Below are 21,559 nucleotides of genomic sequence, written 5' to 3'. Positions count from 1 at the left end.
CCTCACGCGGTGACGACCCGCGCCGCCGCGGCGGGCGCGGGTTCGACCGGGCCGGGGTCCTCGGGTCCCGTCCGGAGCACGACGAGGGCGACGTCGTCCTCGCCCGGGCCCGGGAGCATCCGCTCGAGCGCCGCCTCGACCACCTGCTCGATCGAGCGGGTGTGCGTCCCCTCGAGAGCGCGCGCCAGGTCGGCGATGTCGTCGCGCAGGTTGTGCCCCCGGCGCTCCACGAGCCCGTCCGTGTAGAGCACGAGCGTGTCGTCGGCGTGGAGCTCGACCGTGTGCTCGGTGCGCGGCCGGGCCGGCGCGAGGCCGAGCGGGAGGTCGTTGGGGCGCGTCAGGGTGTCGACGGTGCCGTCGGACCGCACGACCATGGGGGGCAGGTGACCGGCGCTCGACCACCGCACCGTCCGCGCGCCGCGGCGCCGCTCCTCCTCGCTCTGCTCGATGCGCGCGACGAGCACCGTCGCGACGGCGGCGCCGCCCAGCGCGAGCCCGCGCACCGCGGCGTCGACGCGCTCGAGCACGCGCCCCGGCGACTCCTGGCTGTCGTAGCCGATCGCGCGCACGAGCCCGCGGAGCTGGCCCATCGTCACCGCGGCGGACAGGTCGTGCCCCACGACGTCGCCGATGACGAGCGTCGTCGCGCCGTCGGGCGTCACGAACGCGTCGTACCAGTCCCCGCCGATGTCCCGGTCGAGCGCGGCCGGCTGGTAGTGCACCGCGACCTCGAGGTGGTCGGGCGTGGGCGGCTCGGTGAGCACCGCCTGCTGGAGCGCGAGCGCGACCTCGCGCATCTGCGCGATCTGCTCCTCCGAGCGCTGCGCGCGCTGGCGCAGCGCGTCCAGGGTCGTCCGCAGGCGGACCGCGTCGCGCAGCGCGGCGCCCACCGTCGAGGCGAGACCCGTGAGGTAGCGCGCGTACGCGCGGTCCCAGGGCCGCAGGCTGCTCGCCTGGAGGACGAGGATCCCCGCGACGCCGCCGCGCACCGCGTCGCGCAGCGGCTTGACGACGAGCCCCGCCGAGACGACGCGCTGCCGCGTGCGGAACACGCGGTCGACGAGCATGGTCTCGGTCTCGCCGGCCTCCGGCCCGGTCGAGGCGAGCACGACCGGGCGCGAGCCGCGCACGTCGTAGAACGCGGCGCGCGCGACGTCCGCGCTCTCGTCGAGCACCTCGAGGACGGGGCGCGCGAACGAGCGCAGGTCCGTGAACGTCGTCGGCAGCGCGGTCTGGAGCTCGCCGAGCGTGCGCAGGCGGCGCTGGTTGACGACCTCGAGCGTCGTCTCCGTGGAGATGTCGAGCACGCCCACGATGCGCCCGTCGTCGTCGCGCAGCGGGCTGTAGGAGAACGTGAAGAACGTCTCCTCCTCATGGCCCGAGCGGTTCATCACGAGGCGCAGGTCGCGGTACGACGCGACCTCCCCCGTGGACAGCACGCTCTCGAAAAGCGGTCCGACGACGTCCCAGATCTCGTGCCAGACGACCTCCGCAGGCGCCCCGAGCGCGCCGGCCTGCTTGGCCGTGCCGAGCATCTCCTCGTAGCCGTCGTTGAAGATCAGCGTGAGGTCCGGACCCCAGACGAGCATGACCGGGAAGCGCGTGGAGAAGCACAGCCGGACGACGTGCCGCAGCGCGTGCGGCCACTCCTCGGGCGGGCCGAGCGGCGTCTGCTCCCAGGCGATCTCGCGCGCCTGCCTGCCCACGGAGCAGTGCGCCGTCGCCTCGAGAAACCACTCCGCGTCCATCCGCGCATCGTAGAAGAACCGCGGCCACCCGCCCGCTGGGAGGGTCAGCTGGTCGGCGCGGCCACGTTCACGAGCCACCCGACGCCGAACCGGTCCCGGAGCATGCCGAACTCGTCGCCCCACGGCGCGGTCTCCATCAAGGTGAGCTCCTGCGCGTCCTCGGAGAGCGCCGCGAACCAGGCGCGCAGGCGCTCGCGGTCCCCGGTCTCGCCGGACAGCGCGACCGACGCACGGTCGGTGAGCGTCGTCCCGGGCGGCACGTCCGAGGCCATGAGCGTTCCCACGCCCTCGATCGTGAGCTGCGCGTGCAGGACCTTCGTCGCGAGCGCCGGGTCGTCCACGGGGCCCACGGAGTCGTACGTCCTGATGTCCGGCGTCGTGCCGAACACGCGCCCGTAGAACTCGACGGCCTCGCGGGCGTCGCCGTCGAAGTTGAGGTAGGGGCTGAGCTGCGTGGCCATGACGGCCTCCTCGTCGTCGGGACGTGACCTCTGTGACGACGGTCGGGCCGCGCGGAACTGAGCGGTCGGGCGGGGTCGGGCCGCGCGGTGCCCCGGGCTACCGGTCGGACCGCGACCGCTGGCGGCGGGCCCGGGCCTGCGCGTCGCGGTAGACGCGCAACCGCTCGACCTGGAGCTCGCCGAGCGTCGGCGCGTCCACCTCGTCGGCGAAGGCCCCGGCGAGCTGGCGCAGGATGTCCGTCTCGATGTCGTCGAGCTCGGCGAGGCGGCGGCGGTCGCCCGGGCTCAGCAGCGGCCAGGTCTCGGTGTACGTCGGTGCGTGCTCGCTCACCTCCCCATGGTCGGCGCTGCGCGGCGGTCTCGCAGGTCGACCGGCCTGCGGTACGAGCACGGGGACCTGCTCCCGGAGCCCCGCCGCGCCGTCGGCGCGTGGTCGGTGCCCACCTCGCCGTCGGCTAGCGTGCGTCCGTGACGTACCGATGCGACGGTCCGGCGCGTTGAGCACCGCGCCGCTCGACCTGAGCGCCTTCGACTCCGCGCGCCGTGACCTCCCGCGGGTCGCCCTGCCCGACCCGCTGCGGAGGGAGCGTTCCACCCGTCTCGTCGCGGTCGTGGGCTGCGTGCTCGCCGCGCTCGTCGGCGTCGTGCTGCTGGTCCTCGGGCCGCAGGGCTGGAACAGGCTGACCTTCCTGCTGGTGTCCGCGGGTGCCGTGGGAGTGCCCACGGGCGTCGTGACCCTGTGGCAGGTCAGCCGGTCGGCCGCGGCACGGATCAGCCGGTTCGCCGACGACAACGGGTGGACCTTCGACGCCCTGAAGGCCTCACCGGGTCACGCCGGGAGCACCTTCCGGATGGGCACCCGGCAGGAGCGCCGCATGGTGGTCACGAGCGAGGTCCACGGCTACCCGGTCGAGCTCGGCAACCTGCGGTACTACGTGACCCCGTACCGAGCGCTCCCCGTCCTGCCGGGCTACGTGGCCGTCCGGCTGCCGGCCCGGCTCCCGCACGTCGTCATGACGTCGAGGAGCGTCCTGCGTCTGCGGGTCGGCTTCCACCCGCGCCCCGAGGACCGGCTCGAGCTGGGACCCGACACCGCGTTGCGGGTGTACGCACGCGCCGAGACCGCGCACGTCGTGCGGGGGATGCTCACGGCGGACGCGCTCGGAGCCCTCACGCGGCTGAGCCACCGGTACTGCATCGAGATCGTGGGCGACGCGATGTTCCTGCACGCGCGGTGGCCCGTGTCGACCGGCTCGGGCCGTCGGTGGCGCCGGACCTTCGCCGACGTCGCGGCGCTCTGCGACCTGCTCGACGCGTCGCCGGTCTGGTCGGTGCTGCGTCGCCAGCCGAGGCGCGCTCTGTCGTCGCTGCCGAGGCTGCGGTCGGGCTTCGACGAGGCGCGCGTCCGCAAGATCACGCTGCTGTCCTTCGGAGCCCTCATGGTCGTGGTGAGCGTGGTCGTCGTCGCGACGTGGCCCTGGTGACCCTCGTGACCTCGTGACCTCGTGACCCCCGCCGACGGTCCGAGCCCCCGGGGTCCTTCGCGCTACGCCGAGCCCGTGGGCGGCGCGGTCACGGCAGCCAGCGCGTCGAGCGCCGCGAACGGGTCGTCGGGTCGCGCGGGGTCCGGGCTCGTCGGCACGAGGACGACGCTCGACACCCCGTGCGAACCCAGCTCGGCGAGCCGCGCGCGCACGGCGTCGGGCGTGCCGACGACGGCGAGCGCGTCGACCCACGCGCCGGGCATCGCGGCGCCGAACGCGTCCGGCGATCCGCTCGTGTCGCGCAGCGCGCGGAAGTCGGCGGCGAACGGCAGCGGGTCGATCTGGGCGGCCCAGTCGGGCTCGCCCAGGACGCCGAGCGACGGCCGGACGGCGGCGCGCGCCGTGGCCGCGTCGTCGTGCACGGCGCCCGTCGAGAACGCGACGACTCGGTGCGCGGGCGGGGCGGCGGCACCGGCCGACGTGCGCCCGGCGTCGATCGCGGCGCGCGCGACGGCGAGGTACTCCGGGGTGACGGGCATGTCGAGGATCGTCCCGTCGGCGACGCGCCCCGAGACCTCGAGCGAGCGCGGTCCGCGCACGCCGGTGAGCACGGGCGGCGGCGACGCGGGCGGGGCGTGCAGCGCGACGTCGTCGGCCGTCACGTAGCGCCCCGCGACGGTGACGCGCTCGCCGCGCAGCAGGGCCCGCACGGCCGAGGTGGTCTCCGCGAGCATCGCGAGGGGGCTCGCCGGCCAGACGCCGATCTGCCGCATCCAGGCCGGCATGCCGTGACCGATCCCGAGGTGCAGGCGACCCGGGTGCAGGGCCGCGAGCGTCGCGGCCTCCATCGCGGTGGTCGACGGCGCGCGCGTCGCGGCCGGCAGGATCCCGATGCCCACCGTCAGCCGCCGCGTCGTCGCGAGGACCGTCGCGGCCTGCGCGATCCCGCCGTGGAACGCGAGGTCCTCGACGACCCACAGCTCGTCGAGACCCACCTCCTCGGCACGGCGCGCGAACGGCACGATGCGGTCGGCGGGCAGGTCGCGCGGGAGGACCACGCCGAGCGCGGGGGTCGAGGTCGCCATGCCGAGACCGTACCCTGACAGCGCTCTCACCAGGCACGACGGCGCGACCGGGCGCCGAGGAGGTGCCGGGGCCGGCGGCAAAGCCGTGGCCCGGCGCGGCCGCCCCGACCTACGGTCGAGGCATGACCACCCTGGACGACGCCGCCCTCGCCGACCTCGACGCCCGCCTGCGCGCCGCGGCCGACGCCGACGCGTTCTCGGGCGTCGTCCGGATCGAGCGCGACGGCGCGGAAGTCTTCGAGCGTGCGTACGGCCTCGCGTCGCGACGCTGGGGCGTGCCCGTGCGACCGAGCACCCGGTTCGACGTCGCCTCCGTGACCAAGCTCTTCACGGCGGTCGCGGTGCTCCAGGTCGTCGGCGACGGCCGCCTCGGGCTCGACGACCGCGTCCACGACCACGTGGACCTCGCGGGCACGACGATCCCGCGCGAGGTGACGATCCGGCACCTGCTCACCCACACGTCCGGCATCGCCGACGACGCGGACGAGGAGGCGGGCGAGTCGTACGAGGCGCTGTGGGTGGACCGGCCGAGCTACTCGGTGACGCGGACGGCGGACTTCCTGCCGGGGTTCGTCCACAAGGAGCCGAACTTCCCGCCCGGCGAGGGCTGCCGGTACTGCAACGTCGGCTTCGTGCTCGCGGGGCTCGCGCTGGAGGCCGTCACCGGGACCACGTACCGCGACCACGTCCGCGAGCACGTGTTCGCGCGGGCGGGCATGGACCGCTCCGGGTTCTTCCGCATGGACGAGGCCGAGCCGGACGTCGCGGAGGGCTGGGAGCCCGTCCGCGCCGACGCGGCCGACCCCGGCCGCGTCACCGGGTGGCGGCAGAACATCTACTCGTACCCGCCCGTCGGCTCGCCCGACGGCGGCGCGCACGTCACCGCGCGCGACCTCACCCGGTTCTGGGCTGCGGTGCGCGCGGGCGAGCTCCTCCCGCCCGACCTCACGCGCGCGTTCCTCACCCCGCAGGTCAAGCACGACGACGCCGACACCGACGAGACCGACGACAAGGACGCGCCGTCGGCCGAGCGCGCGGCGAGCGTGCACTACGGGTTCGGGCTCGAGTTCGAGCTCTACGCCGACGGGTCGGTGCGGTCGGCGTACAAGGAGGGCATCAACACGGGCGTGAGCGCGATGCTGCGCCACTACCCGGCCGCAGGCGCGGGGGTGGCCGGCGGCGTGGACGACGGCGCGGCGGCGCTGCCGCCCGCCGCCGCGCCGGGCGTCACGGTCGCCGTCCTGGCGAACGACGAGTCCGGCGCGTGGCCGCCCGTCCGGTGGATCGACGCGCTCGTGCGGGGCTGACGGCGCGATCCCCGCGCGGTCCTCGTCGCGCCGAACCTCGGTGCGACGACGCTCCCCGACGCTCCCACGAGACCTCCACACGGTCTCAGGCTCCTCGCCGCTCCACGCCTACGGTCGCTCGCCTAGGCTCGTGAGCCGTGCCCTCAGAACTGCTCGCCCTCCCCGCTGCCTCGGCGGCGGAGCCCGCGCTCGACGGCGTCGCCGGGTGGGCGGTCGGCCTCATGGAGACGCTGGGCCCCGTCGGCGCCGCGATCGCGATCGCGCTCGAGAACCTGTTCCCACCGCTGCCGAGCGAGATCATCCTGCCGCTCGCCGGCTTCACGGCGAGCCAGGGCAGCTTCGGCCTCGTCGAGGCGATCCTGTGGACGACGGCGGGGTCGGTCGTCGGCGCGCTCGCGCTCTACGCGGTCGGCGCGGTAGTCGGACGCGAGCGCACGCGCTGGATCGCGGAGCGGCTCCCGCTCGTCAAGGTCGAGGACGTGGACCGCACCGAGCAGTTCTTCCTCCGCCACGGCGGCGCGACGGTCTTCTTCGGCCGCTTCATCCCCATCTTCCGCAGCCTCATCTCGATCCCGGCCGGGGTCGAGCGCATGCCGCTGTGGAAGTTCGCCGCGCTGTCCGCCACGGGCAGCGCCGTGTGGAACACGATCTTCGTCTACGCCGGGTACGCGCTCGGCGAGCGCTGGCACGTCGTGGAGCAGTACGCGGGCGTCCTGCAGAAGGTCGTGATCGCGGTCGTCGCCGCGGCGGTCGTGTGGTTCGTCGTGACGCGCGTGTGGCGCTGGGTCAACGACGACGCCGGCCCGGCCCACGCGCGCACGGGCCGCGGGGCGTCGGCTCGCGACGAGGGCTGAGACCCGGCGTCGTCGTCCCGGTGACCCCGCGCCCGCACGTCGGTGGACACGCCCGGCGACGTGGCGCTGACGGAGGGGCGGTGTGCGGGTTCGTAGCCTGACGAGATGGACCTGAGCCCCCGCGACACGCCGCTGGACGTCCACACGCTCGACGAGCTGCGCCGCCGCACGTCGGTGAAGTGGCGCGCGTTCGACCCGGACGTGCTGCCGCTCTTCGTCGCGGAGATGGACGTCTCACCGTGCGAGGCGGTGGTGGACGCCGTGACCGCGGCCCTGCGCGCGGGCGACACCGGGTACGACGTCGGCACGACGTACGCCGAGGCGTACGCGCGGTTCGCCGAACGCCGGTGGGGCTGGGCCCTCGACGCGACGACGTCGCGCACGCTGCCCGACGTCATGATCGCGGTCGTCGAGGTGCTGCGCGTGCTCACCGGGCCGGGTGACGCGGTCGTCGTGAACCCGCCCGTCTACCCGCCGTTCTACGGTTTCACGTGGAACGAGGGGCGCCGCGTCGTCGAGGCGCCGCTCGGCGCCGACGGGCGGCTCGACCTCGACGCGCTCGAGCGCGCGTTCGCCGACGCGACCGGCGTCGCCGCGAACGATCGCGGACCCGGCAGCGGGCGCCGCGCCGTCTGGCTCGTGTGCAACCCGCAGAACCCCACCGGCACGACGCACACGCCCGCCGAGCTCGAGGCGGCGCTCGCGCTCGCGGCGCGCTACGGGGTGCGCGTCGTCGCCGACGAGATCCACGCGCCGCTCACCCGGCCCGGGCTCGACGGCCGACCTACGACGACCCACACGCCGCTCCTCGCCGTCCCGGGCGCGGAGACCGCCGTCGCGATCGTCTCGGCGTCCAAGGCGTGGAACCTCCCGGGTCTCAAGGCCGCTGCGGCCGTCGCCGGGCCGGGGGCCGTGGACGACCTGCGCCGCATCCCCGAGGAGGCGAGCCACGGCGTCCAGCACGTCGCCGTGCTCGCGCACGTGGCGGCGCTCGAGCACGGCGAGGCGTGGCTCGACGCCGTGCTCGCGGGCGTCGAGCGCAACGCGTGGCTGCTCGCGGACCTGCTCGCCGAGCACCTGCCCGACGCCCGGTACCGACCCGGCGACGCGACGTACCTCGCGTGGATCGACGCGCGCGGCCTTCCCGGCGACGCGGGCCGCGACCCGCGCGCCTGGTTCCTGGACCGGGCGCGCGTCGCCCTGGAGGACGGGCGCCGGTTCGGGTCGGGAGGGGAGGGGCACGTGCGGCTCAACCTGGCGACGAACGTCGACGTCCTCGCCGAGGCCGTCGCGCGCATGGGCGCGTCCCTGCGCGGGTAGCGCGCCGGTCCGGCCGGTCAGCGGTCGAGCGCCCGGTCGACCAGGCGGCCCACGGGGCCGGTGAGGAGGAGCAGCAGGAGCCAGAGCAGCCCGCCCGCGGGGACGAGCAGGGCGAGCAGCAGCGCGACGACGAGGAGCCCGGTCGGCACGAGCGAGTGGCGCACCCGGACGGAGCCGCGGACGTCGGCCCGCTCCAGCCCGGGGTGCCGTGACACGATCCACGCCATCGTCCCGAGGCACGTCGACACCACGACCATGGTCCCGACGTAGACCGCCACGGACGTCGGGTCGTCGTCCGACACGTCGGCGACGAGCTGCGCGGAGAACGGGAAGAACGCGATGCCGGCGATCCACACGAGGTTCACGACGAGGAGCGCGGGCGAGTAGTCCTGCAGCGACTCGAACAGCCGGTGGTGCACGACCCAGAACCGGCCGATCACCGCGAACGTGACGGCGAACGCGAGGAACGACGACCAGTGCTCCGCGAACACCTCGCGCACGGACGAGACGTCCTCGGTCGCCGCGAGGTCGACGAGCGGCAGGACGAGCAGCGTGATGGCGATCGCCACCGCCGCGTCGGTGAAGCTCACGACGCGGTCCAGTCCTCGTTGCGTCCGCGTGGTCGTCATCGCTCGGGGATCTCGTCCGGAACGTCTCCGACGAGGCTACGCGGAAGACCCGCCCCGCACCTGCCGGGCATGGGCAGCGCTCCCCATCGCGGCACGCGCGGGTGCCGCGTAGCGTCGGCGTGCGACCGTCCGTGACGAGGCTGTCGACGCGCGCGCGAGGGGACGCGCGGCTGCGAGAGGAGGCGGCATGAGCGGGATGTGGGGCGCCGACGTCCGAGCCCTGCGCGCGCTCGCCTCCGGGCTGCGGGCCGGCGCCGACACGCTGCGGACCCACCGCGCGCAGGTGACGTCCGTCGTCGACGCGGCCACCCGGTGGGAGGGCCCCGACGCCGCGGAGTTCCGCCGCGAGTGGGCCTCGACCCTCGGCCCGTCGCTCGCGAGCACCGCGAGCCTCCTCGACGCGGCGGCCGACCAGCTCGCCGCCGACGCCGACCAGCAGGAGTCCGCGAGCAACGACACGGGCGGCGGCCCCGGCGGCACCGGGGGGCCCGGGGCCGGTCCCGGCGGTGGTGCGCCGTCGCCCGTCGCGACGCCCACGCCCGGCGAGTGGGGGGCGATGGACGCCGCCGAGCGCGCCGAGTGGCTCGCGAACGCGAGCGACGCGCAGGTCGCGGCGCTCTACGCGCAGATGGTGCGCCTCGGCGTCGACCCGGACTCGCCGGGATTCGCCGACCTCGCCGTCGCGCACTGGACGCGCGTCGCCGCGGGGGAGGCGGGGTTCGACTTCGCCGACTGGGACCCGTCCGCCGGGGCGTCGGCCAACCGGGAGATCATCGAGGACGTCTACACGTACTACGGCGAGCTCTACCTCGACAACCCGTGGATGCAGTGGGCGGGGATGGCCGCGATGATCGGGCCGTCCTTCGCCGCCGGGTTCTTCGACCTCGACCAGATGCGGCAGGTCGCACAGGCCGTCGCCGCCGGGGCGGAGCACCTCCCGCCGGGCGTCGACCGGGCGGCGCTCGAGGCGATCGCGGAGATGTCCGACGCCGAGCTCGCGTTCTACGAGAACCAGTTCCTGTCGATGCAGCGCGAGATCTTCGTCGACCAGGCCGTCATGCACGAGGCGTACCTGTCCGGCGGCCTGGAGGAGATGGAGCGGCTGCTCGAGGCGGGCGTCATCGACGACGCCGCGTACCAGGCGTGGGCCGACGTCGAGGCCGGCCGCGCGGGCGACGCGCAGGCGCTCGCGGACGGCAACACCGCCCTGCTGTGGCGCGAGCAGAACCAGATCATCGCCGACGACTGGCAGACCATGCGCGACCACCCGGTCACGGGCGAGGCATTCACGTACCTCATGACGCTCGTGGGCGAGCCGTCCATCGAGGGCGCGGGGACGTACGCGCAGCACGACCCGTTCACGGTGCGCGTGGAGACGCCCGGCCCCGAGAGCATCGGTATCCCGTTCACCGGCATCTCGTTCGACAACCCCGTGCAGGGCACCGTGACGGTCGGGACGCCGTTCCCCGGGGGCAACATCGCCGACCAGGCGACGCGCTGGGACTACATCGCGAACGACACGCTCCCCGCGTACCAGGAGCTCATCACCCAGCAGCCGGACCGTGCGGCGGAGATCATCGGCACGGACGTGTCGGAGCGGATCGACGAGTACCGCCTCACCAACCCCGCACGCATCGGGCGCATCCTTGACAGACTGACCGAGTGGGACGTGGACGTGGACCAGTGAGCCCGGCCGGTGGGCGCGGGCGACGACGGGCGGCGGCGCGGGCCGCCGTCGTCCCCCTCCTGCTCGCCGGGTCGCTCGCGCTGACCGCGTGCTCGGTCTCGTTCGGCGGCCCGGACGACCCGGCCACGGGTGGGACGAGCACGGCGACGGGCGGGACGCCGTCGGGCGGCGGGACCGGGACGACGATCGACGACATCGAGAGGGGCGAGACCGTGCGCTGGGACGTGAGCAGGCCGATCACCGCGGAGTCGGTGGGGCTGGGCGAGTCGATGGCCGTCGTGCAGGTGCCCGGCGGCGCCGCCGAGGTCGAGCTGGTCCTCCCCGACGGCACGTGGACGACGACGGCCGAGGAGCTGACGATCCAGCCCCGCCGCGGCTACGTGAGCACGATCAACGTGTTCCGCACCCTCTCCGGCGCGCAGGCGGTGCACGACCAGCTCGTCGCCGACGCCGAGGTCCTCGGCTTCCCTCGCTCGCAGGTCGACCGGTGGCTCGACGAGCTGCCCGCGTCGCTCGACGCCTCGCGCGCGGGGGGCACGCGCGAGCGCACCGGCATCAACGGGTCGAACGGCGACGTCGTGACGTCCGTCCAGATCAGCCACGAGCCCGGGCCCGGCGGCGACGAGAGCATCCGCCTCTGGTACGCCGTCAGCCCGGTCACCCCGGACTGACGCCGCCGCCGGGAGGCGCCGGACGTGAAGAAGCCGGGGACGAACGGGGCCGGTTCGCCCCGGACGTCCGGCACGTCCGGGGCGTCGGGTAGCGTCCCTCCCGTCCCGAACGGCACGGAGCAGGGGAGCAGCGAGTGAGCATCGGCGCGCACGACCACGGCCGGACGACCAGGCGAGGCCGGCGGGCTGCCCGCTGGATGACCGCCGCGGCGCTCGCCCCCGTCCTGGCCCTGCCCCTCGCGGCGTGCACGCCCGACCGCCCGGAGGCGCAGGACGCCGCGGCCGCGCTGGCGCGGGGCATCGAGGCGGGTGACGTGACCGGCCTCGAGTTCCGCAACGGCGCGGCGAAGGACGTGCAGGGCCACCTCGAGGCGGTGCTCGAGCCGCTCTCGGCGTACGAGCGGACGGTCGAGGTCACGACGGTCGACGTCGTGGAGGAGGGCGACGACGCCGGGGACCGCGCGACGGCGACCCTCGCCTACCGCTGGGACGTGGGCGGCGACCAGGCGTGGGAGTACACGACGACGGCGGAGCTGACGTTCGCCGAGGCCGGCAAGGGCGAGGACGGGCCCGGGGCGTGGGACGTCGTGTGGGAGCCGGACGTGCTCGTCCCCGAGCTCGGCCAGGGTGACCGGCTCGCGGTGAGCCGCGTGCCCGCGCAGCGCGCCGGCATCCTCGGTGCCGACGACGTCCCGATCGTCCAGGACCGGCCGGTCCTGCGCATCGGTGTCGACAAGACGCTCGTCGCCTCCGGCGCGTGGGACCGTGCCGCGCGCGAGCTCGCCGCCGTCGTCGGGCTGGACCCCGAGGAGTACGCGCAGCGCGTCGCGGCCGCGGGGGAGAAGGCCTTCGTCGAGGCGATCACGGTCCGGACGCAGGACACGGCGGGGATCGACGTCGAGGCAGCGCGCGCCGTCGCCGGGGTGCGCGTGGTCGACGACGAGCTGCCCCTCGCCCCGACGCGCGAGTTCGCGCGGCCCATCCTCGGGCGCGTGGGCGACGCGACGGCGGAGATCGTCGAGGAGTCCGAGGGCGCGATCGCCGCGGGCGACGAGGTGGGGCTCTCGGGCCTCCAGCGCCAGTACGACGAGCAGCTGCGGGGCGTCCCCGGCCTGTCGGTCGAGATCGTGCCGAGCGAGAGCGACGCGGAGGGGGAGCCGACCGAGGTGTTCTCGGTCGACCCCGTGGACGGCACGCCGCTGCGCACGACCCTGCGGCCCGACATGCAGGTCGCCGCGGAGGCGGTGCTCGCCGGGCAGGGGCCGAGCGCGATCGTCGCGATCCAGCCGTCGACGGGCGAGGTGCTCGCGGCGGCGAGCTCGACGGCGGGGGAGGGCCTGTCCACCGCGACGACCGGCCAGTACGCGCCCGGGTCCACGTTCAAGGTCGCGACGACGCTCGCGATGCTGCGTGCCGGGCTCACGCCCGAGACGACCGTCGCGTGCCCGCCGACGATCACCGTGGACGGGCGCGAGTTCCAGAACGTCCCCGGCTACCCGACTTCCGCGCTGGGCGACGTCCCGCTGCGGACCGCGTTCGCGAACTCGTGCAACACCGCGATGATCGGGCAGCGCGACACCGTGACGCAGCAGGCGCTGCACGACGCCGCCGCGTCGCTCGGGCTGGGCGTCGAGTCCGACCTGGGGGCGCCGGCGTTCTTCGGCGACGTCCCGACGGACTCGCAGGGGACGGAGCACGCCGCGTCGATGATCGGCCAGGGCAAGGTCCAGGCGTCGCCGCTCGCGATGGCGACGGTCGCGGCGAGCGTCGCGGCCGGGCGCACGGTCTCGCCGGTCCTCGTGCACCCGGACGTGCAGACCGTCGCCGACGAGGAGCCTGCCGGGACGCTCACGGAGGAGGAGGCCGCGACGCTGCGCGGGCTCATGCGCGCCGTCGTCACCGACGGATCCGCCGCGATCCTCGCCGACCTCCCGGGCGAGGTCGGAGCCAAGACGGGGACCGCGCAGTACGGCGACGGGAGCCAGTCGCACGCGTGGATGATCGCGATCCAGGGCGACCTCGCGGTCGCGGTGTTCGTCGAGACGGGCGAGGGCGGCGCGGTCACGGCCGGCCCGCTCATGCACGCATTCCTCGACATGCCGAACTCCTGACGGCCGCGGACGCGGCGCCCGGACCCGCGCGCCGGGCCGGGGAATAGGCGGCGGGGACGGCAGGTTGTGCATCAACGGGTATGATCGGTTGCCGCGGGCGTCCGTCTGCCCGCGTCCAGCGAGAACCCACCGTTCCGGGAGAAGCCTTCGTGCTCGTCAGCGTGCCTGCCTGGCAGCTCACCCAGCGCCGCGACGTCGACCTGCGTCGAGTCGCCAGCGCGCTGTGTCGCTGACCCCACGTCGCCGCTGACGCCCTCCCGCCTCCGCACCCCGTCACCGTTCCCCGGGTCGCTCGCCGACCCGAGCCGCTGACGCGCGTGGCGCACCCGTACCGACACGACCGCAGCTCACCCGCGTGACCTGACGGCCCGGCCCGGGTGCGCACCACCGCCGGGCACACCTCGCGACGACGTCCCGAGCCCCTCTCCCGAGAGCGGGCGCTCGTGCGCCCGCGTCACCCCGAAAGGTCCCCCGTGTCCTCGACCCCCTCGTCGGCCCCCACGTCGGCCGACCAGCACCAGGTGAACCGGGCCCCGGCCGCGGCGCCCGCGAAGAAGAAGCGCCGGTTCCCGTCGTTCAGCGTCCAGATCCTGCTCGGCCTCGCGGTCGGCGTCGCCCTCGGTGCCGTCGCGCTCGCGATGGGCCCGCAGGACGCGGACGGCGAGGTCCCGAACGGCCTGACGACGACCCTCGACACGATCGGCTCGTCGTTCGTCACGCTGCTCAAGGCCGTCGTGCCGCCGCTGATCTTCACCGCGATCGTCGCGTCGATCGCGAACCTGCGGACCGTCACCAACGCCGCGCGCCTCGCCGGCCAGACGCTCCTGTGGTTCGCCATCACCGCCGCGATCTCCGTGGCCGTCGGCATCGGCCTGGGCCTGCTCTTCCAGCCGGGCAACCGCGCGTCCGTCTCGCTCGACGCCGCGTCCGAGCCGGGCCGCACCGGCACGTGGCTCGACTTCCTCAACGGCCTCATCCCGGGCAACGTGCTGGGCCTCGGCGCGAGCACGCAGGTCGAGGTGACCGACGGCGGCGCGTCCGCGAGCACGTCGGTGAGCTTCAACGTGCTGCAGATCCTCGTCGTCGCGCTCGTCATCGGCATCGCGGCGCTGAAGTCGGGCAAGAAGGCCGACCCGTTCCTCGCCTTCAACCGCTCCGCGCTCGCGATCGTGCAGAAGGTGCTGTGGTGGATCATCCGCCTCGCGCCGATCGGCACCGCCGGCCTCATCGGCTACGCCATCGCGGCGTACGGCTGGACGTCGCTCGCGTCGCTCGCGTGGTTCGCCGTCGCGATCTACGTCGGCCTCGCGGTCGTGCTGTTCGTCGTCTACCCGGTCCTGCTGCGCACCAACGGCCTGAAGATCTCGAGCTACTTCAAGGGCGCCTGGCCCGCGATCCAGCTCGCGTTCGTCTCGCGCTCCTCGATCGGCACGCTGCCCGTGACGCAGCGCGTCACCGAGCGCAACCTCGGCGTCCCGAGCGAGTACGCGTCGTTCGCCGTGCCGCTGGCCGCGACCACCAAGATGGACGGCTGCGCCTCGATCTACCCGGCCATCTCGGCGATCTTCGTCGCGCAGATCTTCGGCATCGACCTGTCGGTCACCGACTACCTGCTCATCGCGTTCGTGTCCGTCGTCGGCTCCGCCGCGACCGCGGGCCTCACCGGCGCGATCGTCATGCTGACCCTCACGCTCTCGACCGTGGGCCTGCCGCTCGCGGGCGTCGGCCTGCTGCTGGCGATCGACCCGATCCTCGACATGGGCCGCACCGCGGTGAACGTCGCGGGCCAGGCGCTCGTCCCGACGATCGTCGCCAAGCGCGAGGGCATCCTCGACGTCGAGCAGTACGAGGCCGCCAGCGCGGAGGACCTCTTCGTGGACGAGGACGACGACGCGTCGTCCGAGGAGACCACCGGGGCCACGGCGACGGACGAGACCGCCGGGACGACGCCGTCGGGCACCAAGGAGCCCGTGGGCGCCACCGCCTGACGCCGACCCGGCGATCGCCGTCGAGCACGACGTTGCTGCCGTCGTCCCCCGGGATGACGGCAGCAATGTCGTTCTCGGCTCAGGGCTGGGTGCGCCCCTCGCGGAGCACGGCGAGGCGCGAGCGGTACTCCTGCTCGTCGATCTCGCCGCGCGCGTAGCGCTCGCCGAGGACCGCGACGGGGTCGGGGCCGGCGGTGCGCCACGCGCCGGGTCCGCCCGGGCCCCAGCCGCGGCGCGCGCGGCGGGCGACGAGGACGATCACGGACGCGAAGAGCAGGAACCACAGCAGGGGGAAGACGAACCACCACGGCCCGGGCCCCCAGCCGGCGTGCGCCACGTGCGCGACGGCCTCCGTGGGGACCACGGCGGCTCCGGTGAGTGCGGTGAGCATGACGACCTCCGGTGTCGGTGCGCCCCGCCGCGGGCGGGGACGGCCGCGATCCGGCCGCACCTCCAGGCTTCCCGGCGCGCGGCGTCGCGTCGTCAACCCGGCGTGCCGACCCGCCTCGTCCCGGGGTGCCGGTCCGACAGGGTGGTGGATCGTGGGACGGCACGCCGCACGACCCGTCGCGCGCCGACGGCCGGCCGGGGCCCGAGCGCTGGTCGCGGCGGCGGAGGGGTCCGGTCACGAGGCAGACTCTCCCGGGGACGGGTCCGGCGCCGCGGACACGGCCCCCGACGTCCCGGACACCACGGCGCACGCGCGGTGGCTCGGCGGCCAGCTCGGCGAGATCACCGCGCCCGGCTCGACGCCCGCACCCTGACGCCCGAGGAGATCGCCCGTGCACGTCACCGCCTCTGGTGAGCGAGACGCCCGCCCGCTGCTGTTCCTGCACGGCGGCGGGGTGGCCGGATGGATGTGGGGACCCACGACGGAACGCCTCCCGGACGACGTCCGGCTGCTGGTGCCCGACCTCCCCGGTCATGGGCGCAGCTCCGGCGAGGACTACGTCTCGCACTCCCGGACGGTCGACGACCTGGCCGGGATCGTCGAGGCCGCCACGGACCGACCCGTCACCGTGGTGGGGTTCTCGCTCGGGGCGCAGCTCGCGGTGCTGCTCGGCTCACGCCGCCCGGACCTCGTGGAGAAGGTCGTGGCCGTCAGCGCGCAGGCGGTGCCGACGAGGGCTCCCGGAGCGACCCTGGGCCTCCTCCGGCTGGCGGCGCCCCTGGCCAGGTACGAGTGGTTCGCCCGGGCGCAGGCCCGCGAGCTGCGGATCCCGCCCTCCCTCCAGGACGACTACCTGCGCACCTCCCGGGCCGTCTCGGTGCGGACGCTGTCGACCGCGGTGGGGGAGAACATCCGCTTCACCCCGCCGGACGGGTGGGCGCGGTTCCCCGGCGACGCGCTCGTGCTGGTGGGCGGGCGCGAGCGCCGCGTCATGCGGGACTCCGCCCGCACCCTCGCCGCCCTGCTCCCGGGCACCGGTCTGGAGGTCGTCGACGGGTGCGGCCACACCATCCCGCTCGAACGACCCGACTGGTTCGCGCGACGGCTCCGGGACTGGGTGACGCGGGAGCGGTGACCGGTCTCGTGCGGGCGGGTCAGCCGGCCCAGCCGGGCCGCACGAGGCCGGACTCGTAGGCCGCGACGACGAGCTGGGCGCGGTCGCGCGCGCCGACCTTCGCCATGACGCGCGACACGTGCGTCTTCACGGTCGACTCGGACAGGTAGAGCGTCCCGGCGATCTCCTCGTTCGACAGCCCGCCCGCGACCTCGACGAGCACCTCGCGCTCGCGCGGCGTGAGGTCGCCGACGCCCGGAACGGGCCCGACGGTGCGCGTCGCGTCCGCGACCCGGGACAGCAGGCGCCGGGTCACCGTGGGCGACAGCAGCGCGTCGCCGCGGGCCGCGACGCGCACCGCGCGCACGAGGTCGACGGGCTCGGTGTCCTTGACGAGGAACCCGCTCGCGCCGCCGCGGATCGCGTCCGTCACGTACTCGTCGAGCTCGAACGTCGTGACGACCACGACGTGCACGTGCGACGCCGCGCGGTCGGCGACGATGCGCCGGGTCGCCTCCAGCCCGTCGAGCCCGGGCATGCGGATGTCCATGAGCACCACGTCGGGCAGGTGCTCGAGCGCGAGGCGGACGGCGTCGTCGCCGGTCGCGGCCTCGGCGACGACGCGCATGTCGTCCTCGGAGTCGATGAGCGCACGGAACCCGCCGCGCACGAGCGCCTGGTCGTCGGCCAGCACGACGTCGATCATGGTGCCTCCTCGGCCCGGTGCGGCGCCTCCTCGGGCCGTCCGGTCGTGCCCGGCGCGGGCGTCGTGCCCGGCCAGGGAAAGACTGCCCGCACCCGGAAGCCGCGTCCAGACCCTGCCGCGTCCGGCACGGGCCCGGCGTCGAGCGTGCCGCGCACGCTCTCGACCCGTTCGCGCATGCCGCGCAGCCCGTACCCCGGCTCGGCGCCGGACGACGCGGCGGCGCCGTCGTCCGTCACGGTCACCGTCACGGCGCCCTCCGGGCCGGGCCGCGCCCGCACCCGGACCTCCGCGCGCGTCGCGTCGAGCGCATGGCGCCGCACGTTCGTCAGCGACTCCTGCACGACGCGGTAGACGACGCCCGCGAGCCGGTCGGGCAGGTCGGCTGCGGCGTCGTCCACGTCGAGCACGACCGCGACGCCGCCCGCCTCCGCCTGCTGCACGAGCCGCGGCAGGGCCGCGAGGTCCCACGTCGGGGCGAGCGGGGCGCCGTCCCCGCCGTCGCCCCGCACCACGCCGAGCACCGCGCGCACCTCGTCGAGCGCCTCGGCGCTCGTCGTGCGGATCGCTGCGAGCGCGCTGCGCGCCTGGTCGGGGTCGCGGTCCAGCAGGTGCAGCCCGACGCCGGCCTGCACGGTGATCGCGGACAGCGAGTGCGCGAGCACGTCGTGCACCTCGCGCGCGATCCGCAGGCGCTCGTCCGCGACGGCGGTGCGCTCCCGCTCGGCGCGCGCGACCCGGTCGGCCTCGCGCGCCGCCGCGATGCGGGCCGCCCGGTCGCGGACCGCCCCGGCGACGAGGAGCACGACGACGGTCCACGCCGTCCCGCCGAGCAGCGTCGCGCGCGGCGGCGAGTCCGGGCGCAGGGCCGCCGCCGCGACGACGGCGCCCGCGAGCAGCACGGCGCCGCCCCACGCCACGCGCCGCGCGCGCTCCGCCGGCCCGGTGAGGAGCACGCCCACGAGCACGCCGACCGGCCCCGCGAGGACCGGCCCCCACGCGTACCCGGCGACGAGGAAGACCCCGGCCGCACCGACCGACACGACGACGGCGACCGCCGGACGCGGGACGAGGAGCACGAGCACGAGCGGGGACACGAGGAGCAGGCCGACCGCGGCGAGGTCGAGCGGTCGCGCCGACGGCTGCCCGTGCGTCGCGCCGACCGTCCCGACGAGCGAGACCACCGCGAGCACCACGGCGAGGAACACCCGGGGGCGGCGACGGTCGAGCGGGCCCATGCGACGCACGCTACGCCGCGGCGGGCCGGGCCGCGTCCGACCGGGGTGCCGTACGTCGTCGTCCTCAGGTGTCACACGCGTCCGCCGGCCGGTGTCTCATGCGCGTCCACCACCCCACACGGACCCATCAGGAGGAGACATGACGACACGAGTGCCGCCCACCGAGGTCACCGGGCTGTACGGCTCCGTGGTCAAGCGTGCGACCCGCGCGATGCTCGGGCACGTACCCGACTCGATCGGCGTGCTGTGGCACCACCCCGCGGTCTTCAAGGACCTCATGGGCGTGGGGCGGAGGTCGGAGAAGTGGGACCGCCTGGACCCGGACCTCGCGACGTACGCGGTGATGGCGTCGGCCGCGACGGTCGGGTGCGAGTTCTGCCTCGACCTGCACTACTTCCGGTCGCACGACGAGGGTCTCGACGAGGTCAAAGCCCGCGAGGTCCCGCGCTGGCGCGAGTCCGCCGTGTTCACGCCCGTCGAGCGACGCGTCATGGAGTACGCGGAGGCGATGAGCCAGACCCCGCCCGCCGTCACGGACGAGCTGTCCGAGGCGCTGCTCGCGGACCTCGGTCCGGCGGGTCTCGTCGAGCTCTCCGCGCGCGTCGGGCTGATGAACGCCACGGCGCGGTCCAACGTCGCTCTCGGCATCCGGTCCGAGCAGTTCGCCGCGTCCTGCGGCCTGCCGCCGCTGCCCGCCCGCTCCGCGGGCGCCGTAGGGTCGGACGCATGACGGACGACCCGTTCGTCCGCCACCGCAGCCTGCTCTTCACCGTCGCCTACGAGCTGCTCGGCTCGGCGGCCGACGCGGAGGACGTCGTGCAGGAGACGTGGCTGCGGTGGGCGGACGTCGACCACGCCGAGGTGCGCGACCCGCGCGCGTACCTCGTGCGGATCGTCACGCGGCAGTCGCTCAACCGGCTCCGGACCCTCGCGCGCCGCCGCGAGGACTACGTGGGGGAGTGGCTGCCGGAGCCCCTGCTCACGACGCCGGACGTCGCGGAGGACGTCGAGCTCGCCGAGAGCGTCTCGATGGCGATGCTCACCGTGCTCGAGACGCTCGGGCCCACGGAGCGCGCGGTGTTCGTCCTGCGCGAGGTGTTCGACGTGCCGTTCGACGAGATCGCCGAGGCCGTCGGCAAGTCGCCGGCTGCGGTGCGGCAGGTCGCGCACCGGGCGCGGGGCCACGTCGCCGCGCGCCGCCCCCGCGTCGCGGTCGACCGCACGGAGCAGCAGCGCGTCGTCGAGCGGTTCCTCGACGCGGTCCTCTCGGGCGACCTCCAGGGGCTCCTCGACGTGCTCGCACCCGACGTCGTCGCCGTCGCCGACGGCGGTGGTCTGGCCCGGGCGGCACGCAGGCCCGTCGTGGGTGCCCGGCGCGTCGCGACGGCACTCCTGGCCGGGCTGCGCACGTCCCCGGGCGCGGTCACGGTCGAGCCCGTGTGGATCAACGGCTCGCCCGGGTTGCGCCTCGCGCTCGACGGCGAGCTGGCGACCGCGGTCGCGGTGACGGTCGAGGACGGCCGGATCACGCGCCTGTTCGCGGTGGCGAACCCGCACAAGCTCGGCGGGGTCGAGGAGGCGGCCGCGCTGGCGCGGTGAGCGGCCCGGCCGTCGTGCCTCAGGCGTCGCCGCGCGCCGCCGCGAGCACGACCGGGTCCGCGCAGCCGCGCGCGAACCCGGCGATGCGCCGGTCGATGTCCCGGCCGAGCACCCACGACCCGACGCGCTCGGCGACCGGGGCGAGCCAGCGGGGTCGGCAGCGGAAGCTGTACCGCCACGTCGCGCGCGTGCCGCCGCCGGACGGGTCGGGCGCGAACCGCCAGCCGCCCGCGAGGTTCTCGAAGAACCACGAGCCGCGCACCATGCGCATCCCGACGTTGGTCGGCGGGTTGTAGGAGACGTACTCGCTCACCATCGACAGGCCGCTGCGGTGCCGGGTGAACGTGCGCACGCCCTTCGCGGGCGCGGTCGCGCCGTCCAGGAAGCGCTGGTGCCGCACGAACGGGTCCCAGCGCAGCCGGACGTCACCGGTCGTCTGCGAGACCGCGAACGCGGTCGCGGGGTCGACGGGGACCACGAGCGAGGACTCGACGACGGGCATGGTCGGATGCTCCCACGCGCCGCCTCGCCCCGCGCGCACGAGACCTCCGGGAACGCGCGAGCGGCCCGTCCCTCGACGAGGGACGGGCCGCCCGGACCGCGGCGCGGGGCTCAGGACGCGAACGCGTACCCGGCCTCCTCGCACTGCGCGCGGAAGGCGTCGAGGGACTCCTGGAGACCGGCGGTGGAGATGGTCTCACCCTGGACGGCGGCCTCGAACGGCGCCTTGATGCCGTTGAGGTTCTCCTGGAGCTCGGGGTCCGCGAAGTTCTGGACGGCGACGAGGCGCTCGCGCGTCGTGTAGATCGCGGCGGCGGCCTCCTCGTCCTCGGGGGTCTGGAGGAGCGGCGTCGTCTCGGCGACGAGGCGCTCGGCGGAGTACTCGCCGCTGTAGAACGTGTTGCACGTGGTCGTCACGGCGACGACGGTGGGCGTCACCTCGGGGGCCGCCTCGGTCGTGGTCGTGGTCTCGGGGGTCGCCGCGTCGTCGCTCGCCGGGTCGGTCGGCGAGGCGCAGGACGCCAGCAGGAGGGCACAGGAGAGCGCCGCGGTAGCGGCAAGAAACTTACGCATGCTAACGATTGCACACCGTCCCGCACGGGCGGCGCAAGAAAATAGGGCGGGGCACGGTGCCCGACCCGCGAGAACTCGCCGATCACCCGAGAACC

The 21,559-nt window shown here is 75.1% G+C and carries 23 protein-coding genes; 13 read left to right on the top strand and 10 right to left on the bottom strand.

Translation table 11 applies throughout. The annotated features are described in order from the left end of the window. Positions 1–2 precede the first annotated feature (2 nt). The 3 genes from GJV82_RS07425 to GJV82_RS07415 all read right to left on the bottom strand — a co-directional run bounded on the left by GJV82_RS07425 (position 3) and on the right by GJV82_RS07415 (position 2,540). A complete protein-coding gene (locus tag GJV82_RS07425; RefSeq protein ID WP_115941651.1) occupies positions 3–1,748 on the bottom strand; it encodes a SpoIIE family protein phosphatase in 1,746 nt (581 codons plus the stop codon). 44 nt (positions 1,749–1,792) lie between these two features. Further along, positions 1,793–2,209 carry a VOC family protein gene (locus GJV82_RS07420; RefSeq protein WP_155098792.1) on the bottom strand — a complete coding sequence of 139 codons (417 nt, stop codon included), beginning with the start codon at positions 2,207–2,209 and terminating at the stop codon, positions 1,793–1,795. A gap of 97 nt (positions 2,210–2,306) precedes the next feature. Next, positions 2,307–2,540 carry a hypothetical protein gene (locus GJV82_RS07415; protein WP_024839976.1) on the bottom strand — a complete coding sequence of 78 codons (234 nt, stop codon included), beginning with the start codon at positions 2,538–2,540 and terminating at the stop codon, positions 2,307–2,309. Positions 2,541–2,706: 166 nt separating this feature from the next. On the opposite strand from GJV82_RS07415, the gene GJV82_RS07410 reads away from it, so the two are divergent. Then, positions 2,707–3,693, top strand: a complete 987-nt coding sequence (locus tag GJV82_RS07410) for a hypothetical protein (protein ID WP_155098791.1) — start codon at positions 2,707–2,709, stop codon at positions 3,691–3,693. Between the two features lie 62 nt (positions 3,694–3,755). On the opposite strand, the gene GJV82_RS07405 is transcribed toward GJV82_RS07410, so the two are convergent. Further along, on the bottom strand, positions 3,756–4,778 hold the full coding sequence (locus GJV82_RS07405) for an LLM class flavin-dependent oxidoreductase (RefSeq protein ID WP_155098790.1): 1,023 nt from the start codon (positions 4,776–4,778) through the stop codon (positions 3,756–3,758). A gap of 122 nt (positions 4,779–4,900) precedes the next feature. Between GJV82_RS07405 and GJV82_RS07400 the strand changes: the two genes are divergently transcribed. The 3 genes from GJV82_RS07400 to GJV82_RS07390 all read left to right on the top strand — a co-directional run bounded on the left by GJV82_RS07400 (position 4,901) and on the right by GJV82_RS07390 (position 8,259). Continuing rightward, complete coding sequence (locus GJV82_RS07400) at positions 4,901–6,085, top strand: serine hydrolase domain-containing protein (protein ID WP_155098789.1); 1,185 nt, start codon at positions 4,901–4,903, stop codon at positions 6,083–6,085. A 221-nt stretch (positions 6,086–6,306) separates the two neighbouring features. Next, positions 6,307–6,939 carry a DedA family protein gene (locus tag GJV82_RS07395; protein ID WP_115943471.1) on the top strand — a complete coding sequence of 211 codons (633 nt, stop codon included), beginning with the start codon at positions 6,307–6,309 and terminating at the stop codon, positions 6,937–6,939. Positions 6,940–7,044: 105 nt separating this feature from the next. After that, positions 7,045–8,259, top strand: a complete 1,215-nt coding sequence (locus tag GJV82_RS07390) for a MalY/PatB family protein (RefSeq protein WP_155098788.1) — start codon at positions 7,045–7,047, stop codon at positions 8,257–8,259. Positions 8,260–8,276: 17 nt separating this feature from the next. On the opposite strand, the gene GJV82_RS07385 is transcribed toward GJV82_RS07390, so the two are convergent. Next, a complete protein-coding gene (locus GJV82_RS07385) occupies positions 8,277–8,888 on the bottom strand; it encodes a TMEM175 family protein (RefSeq protein WP_024839964.1) in 612 nt (203 codons plus the stop codon). A gap of 187 nt (positions 8,889–9,075) precedes the next feature. Here GJV82_RS07385 and GJV82_RS07380 point away from each other — a divergent pair, with 187 nt between their 5' ends. The 5 genes from GJV82_RS07380 (at position 9,076) to GJV82_RS07365 (ending at position 15,345) form a co-directional block, all read left to right on the top strand. Then, entirely contained in the window at positions 9,076–10,575 is a 1,500-nt protein-coding gene (locus GJV82_RS07380; protein WP_155098787.1) for a WXG100 family type VII secretion target, read from the top strand. Further along, the gene (locus GJV82_RS07375) at positions 10,572–11,246 is read left to right on the top strand and encodes a hypothetical protein (protein WP_196217204.1); all 675 of its coding nucleotides are present in this window, start codon (positions 10,572–10,574) and stop codon (positions 11,244–11,246) included. The genes GJV82_RS07380 and GJV82_RS07375 overlap by 4 nt, the downstream gene beginning before the upstream one ends. 197 nt (positions 11,247–11,443) lie before the next feature. Next, complete coding sequence (locus GJV82_RS07370; protein ID WP_155098785.1) at positions 11,444–13,357, top strand: penicillin-binding transpeptidase domain-containing protein; 1,914 nt, start codon at positions 11,444–11,446, stop codon at positions 13,355–13,357. 80 nt (positions 13,358–13,437) lie between these two features. Next, positions 13,438–13,590, top strand: a complete 153-nt coding sequence (locus tag GJV82_RS20870) for a putative leader peptide (protein ID WP_376739815.1) — start codon at positions 13,438–13,440, stop codon at positions 13,588–13,590. Between the two features lie 240 nt (positions 13,591–13,830). After that, positions 13,831–15,345: a dicarboxylate/amino acid:cation symporter gene (locus GJV82_RS07365; RefSeq protein WP_404812942.1), complete on the top strand. Its 1,515-nt coding sequence runs from the start codon at positions 13,831–13,833 to the stop codon at positions 15,343–15,345. 79 nt (positions 15,346–15,424) lie between these two features. Here GJV82_RS07365 and GJV82_RS07360 read toward each other — a convergent pair whose 3' ends face one another. Then, the gene (locus GJV82_RS07360) at positions 15,425–15,736 is read right to left on the bottom strand and encodes an SHOCT domain-containing protein (RefSeq protein WP_115941661.1); all 312 of its coding nucleotides are present in this window, start codon (positions 15,734–15,736) and stop codon (positions 15,425–15,427) included. Positions 15,737–15,887: 151 nt separating this feature from the next. Here GJV82_RS07360 and GJV82_RS07355 point away from each other — a divergent pair, with 151 nt between their 5' ends. Together GJV82_RS07355 and GJV82_RS07350 are read left to right on the top strand one after the other, a co-directional pair. Continuing rightward, positions 15,888–16,109, top strand: coding sequence for a hypothetical protein (locus GJV82_RS07355; protein WP_115941662.1), 222 nt, complete (start codon positions 15,888–15,890; stop codon positions 16,107–16,109). A gap of 18 nt (positions 16,110–16,127) precedes the next feature. Then, positions 16,128–16,871 carry an alpha/beta fold hydrolase gene (locus GJV82_RS07350; protein WP_318657396.1) on the top strand — a complete coding sequence of 248 codons (744 nt, stop codon included), beginning with the start codon at positions 16,128–16,130 and terminating at the stop codon, positions 16,869–16,871. Positions 16,872–16,890: 19 nt separating this feature from the next. Here the strand turns inward: GJV82_RS07350 and GJV82_RS07345 are convergent, their stop codons facing one another. After that, complete coding sequence (locus GJV82_RS07345; protein ID WP_024839955.1) at positions 16,891–17,556, bottom strand: response regulator; 666 nt, start codon at positions 17,554–17,556, stop codon at positions 16,891–16,893. Then, complete coding sequence (locus tag GJV82_RS07340) at positions 17,553–18,791, bottom strand: sensor histidine kinase (protein WP_155098784.1); 1,239 nt, start codon at positions 18,789–18,791, stop codon at positions 17,553–17,555. Before GJV82_RS07340 ends, GJV82_RS07345 begins: the two co-directional genes overlap by 4 nt. A 139-nt stretch (positions 18,792–18,930) precedes the next feature. Here GJV82_RS07340 and GJV82_RS07335 point away from each other — a divergent pair, with 139 nt between their 5' ends. Together GJV82_RS07335 and GJV82_RS07330 are read left to right on the top strand one after the other, a co-directional pair. Next, positions 18,931–19,521: a carboxymuconolactone decarboxylase family protein gene (locus GJV82_RS07335; RefSeq protein ID WP_024839953.1), complete on the top strand. Its 591-nt coding sequence runs from the start codon at positions 18,931–18,933 to the stop codon at positions 19,519–19,521. Beyond that, complete coding sequence (locus tag GJV82_RS07330) at positions 19,518–20,390, top strand: RNA polymerase sigma-70 factor (RefSeq protein ID WP_024839952.1); 873 nt, start codon at positions 19,518–19,520, stop codon at positions 20,388–20,390. Before GJV82_RS07335 ends, GJV82_RS07330 begins: the two co-directional genes overlap by 4 nt. A 19-nt stretch (positions 20,391–20,409) precedes the next feature. Here the strand turns inward: GJV82_RS07330 and GJV82_RS07325 are convergent, their stop codons facing one another. Both GJV82_RS07325 and GJV82_RS07320 read right to left on the bottom strand, forming a co-directional pair. Then, complete coding sequence (locus tag GJV82_RS07325; RefSeq protein ID WP_155098783.1) at positions 20,410–20,892, bottom strand: SRPBCC family protein; 483 nt, start codon at positions 20,890–20,892, stop codon at positions 20,410–20,412. Positions 20,893–21,002: 110 nt separating this feature from the next. Then, positions 21,003–21,464, bottom strand: coding sequence for a hypothetical protein (locus tag GJV82_RS07320; RefSeq protein WP_151192042.1), 462 nt, complete (start codon positions 21,462–21,464; stop codon positions 21,003–21,005). Between the last annotated feature and the right edge of the window lie 95 nt (positions 21,465–21,559).

Origin of the sequence: Cellulosimicrobium composti (assembly GCF_009711085.1) — a bacterium.
Lineage (GTDB): Bacteria > Actinomycetota > Actinomycetes > Actinomycetales > Cellulomonadaceae > Cellulosimicrobium > Cellulosimicrobium composti.
Note: the sequence above shows the minus strand (reverse complement) of the source record. Positions and strands in the feature narration are given on the sequence as shown.

Coding starts and splice junctions, on each gene's coding strand:
- GJV82_RS07425 (WP_115941651.1), bottom strand. CDS start 1,748: ATGGACGCGGAGTGGTTTCTCGAGGCGACGGCGCACTGCTCCGTGGGC.
- GJV82_RS07420 (WP_155098792.1), bottom strand. CDS start 2,209: ATGGCCACGCAGCTCAGCCCCTACCTCAACTTCGACGGCGACGCCCGC.
- GJV82_RS07405 (WP_155098790.1), bottom strand. CDS start 4,778: ATGGCGACCTCGACCCCCGCGCTCGGCGTGGTCCTCCCGCGCGACCTG.
- GJV82_RS07400 (WP_155098789.1), top strand. CDS start 4,901: ATGACCACCCTGGACGACGCCGCCCTCGCCGACCTCGACGCCCGCCTG.
- GJV82_RS07395 (WP_115943471.1), top strand. CDS start 6,307: ATGGAGACGCTGGGCCCCGTCGGCGCCGCGATCGCGATCGCGCTCGAG.
- GJV82_RS07390 (WP_155098788.1), top strand. CDS start 7,045: ATGGACCTGAGCCCCCGCGACACGCCGCTGGACGTCCACACGCTCGAC.
- GJV82_RS07385 (WP_024839964.1), bottom strand. CDS start 8,888: ATGACGACCACGCGGACGCAACGAGGACTGGACCGCGTCGTGAGCTTC.
- GJV82_RS07380 (WP_155098787.1), top strand. CDS start 9,076: ATGAGCGGGATGTGGGGCGCCGACGTCCGAGCCCTGCGCGCGCTCGCC.
- GJV82_RS07370 (WP_155098785.1), top strand. CDS start 11,444: ATGACCGCCGCGGCGCTCGCCCCCGTCCTGGCCCTGCCCCTCGCGGCG.
- GJV82_RS20870 (WP_376739815.1), top strand. CDS start 13,438: ATGATCGGTTGCCGCGGGCGTCCGTCTGCCCGCGTCCAGCGAGAACCC.
- GJV82_RS07360 (WP_115941661.1), bottom strand. CDS start 15,736: ATGCTCACCGCACTCACCGGAGCCGCCGTGGTCCCCACGGAGGCCGTC.
- GJV82_RS07345 (WP_024839955.1), bottom strand. CDS start 17,556: ATGATCGACGTCGTGCTGGCCGACGACCAGGCGCTCGTGCGCGGCGGG.
- GJV82_RS07340 (WP_155098784.1), bottom strand. CDS start 18,791: ATGGGCCCGCTCGACCGTCGCCGCCCCCGGGTGTTCCTCGCCGTGGTG.
- GJV82_RS07335 (WP_024839953.1), top strand. CDS start 18,931: ATGACGACACGAGTGCCGCCCACCGAGGTCACCGGGCTGTACGGCTCC.
- GJV82_RS07330 (WP_024839952.1), top strand. CDS start 19,518: ATGACGGACGACCCGTTCGTCCGCCACCGCAGCCTGCTCTTCACCGTC.
- GJV82_RS07325 (WP_155098783.1), bottom strand. CDS start 20,892: ATGCCCGTCGTCGAGTCCTCGCTCGTGGTCCCCGTCGACCCCGCGACC.
- GJV82_RS07320 (WP_151192042.1), bottom strand. CDS start 21,464: ATGCGTAAGTTTCTTGCCGCTACCGCGGCGCTCTCCTGTGCCCTCCTG.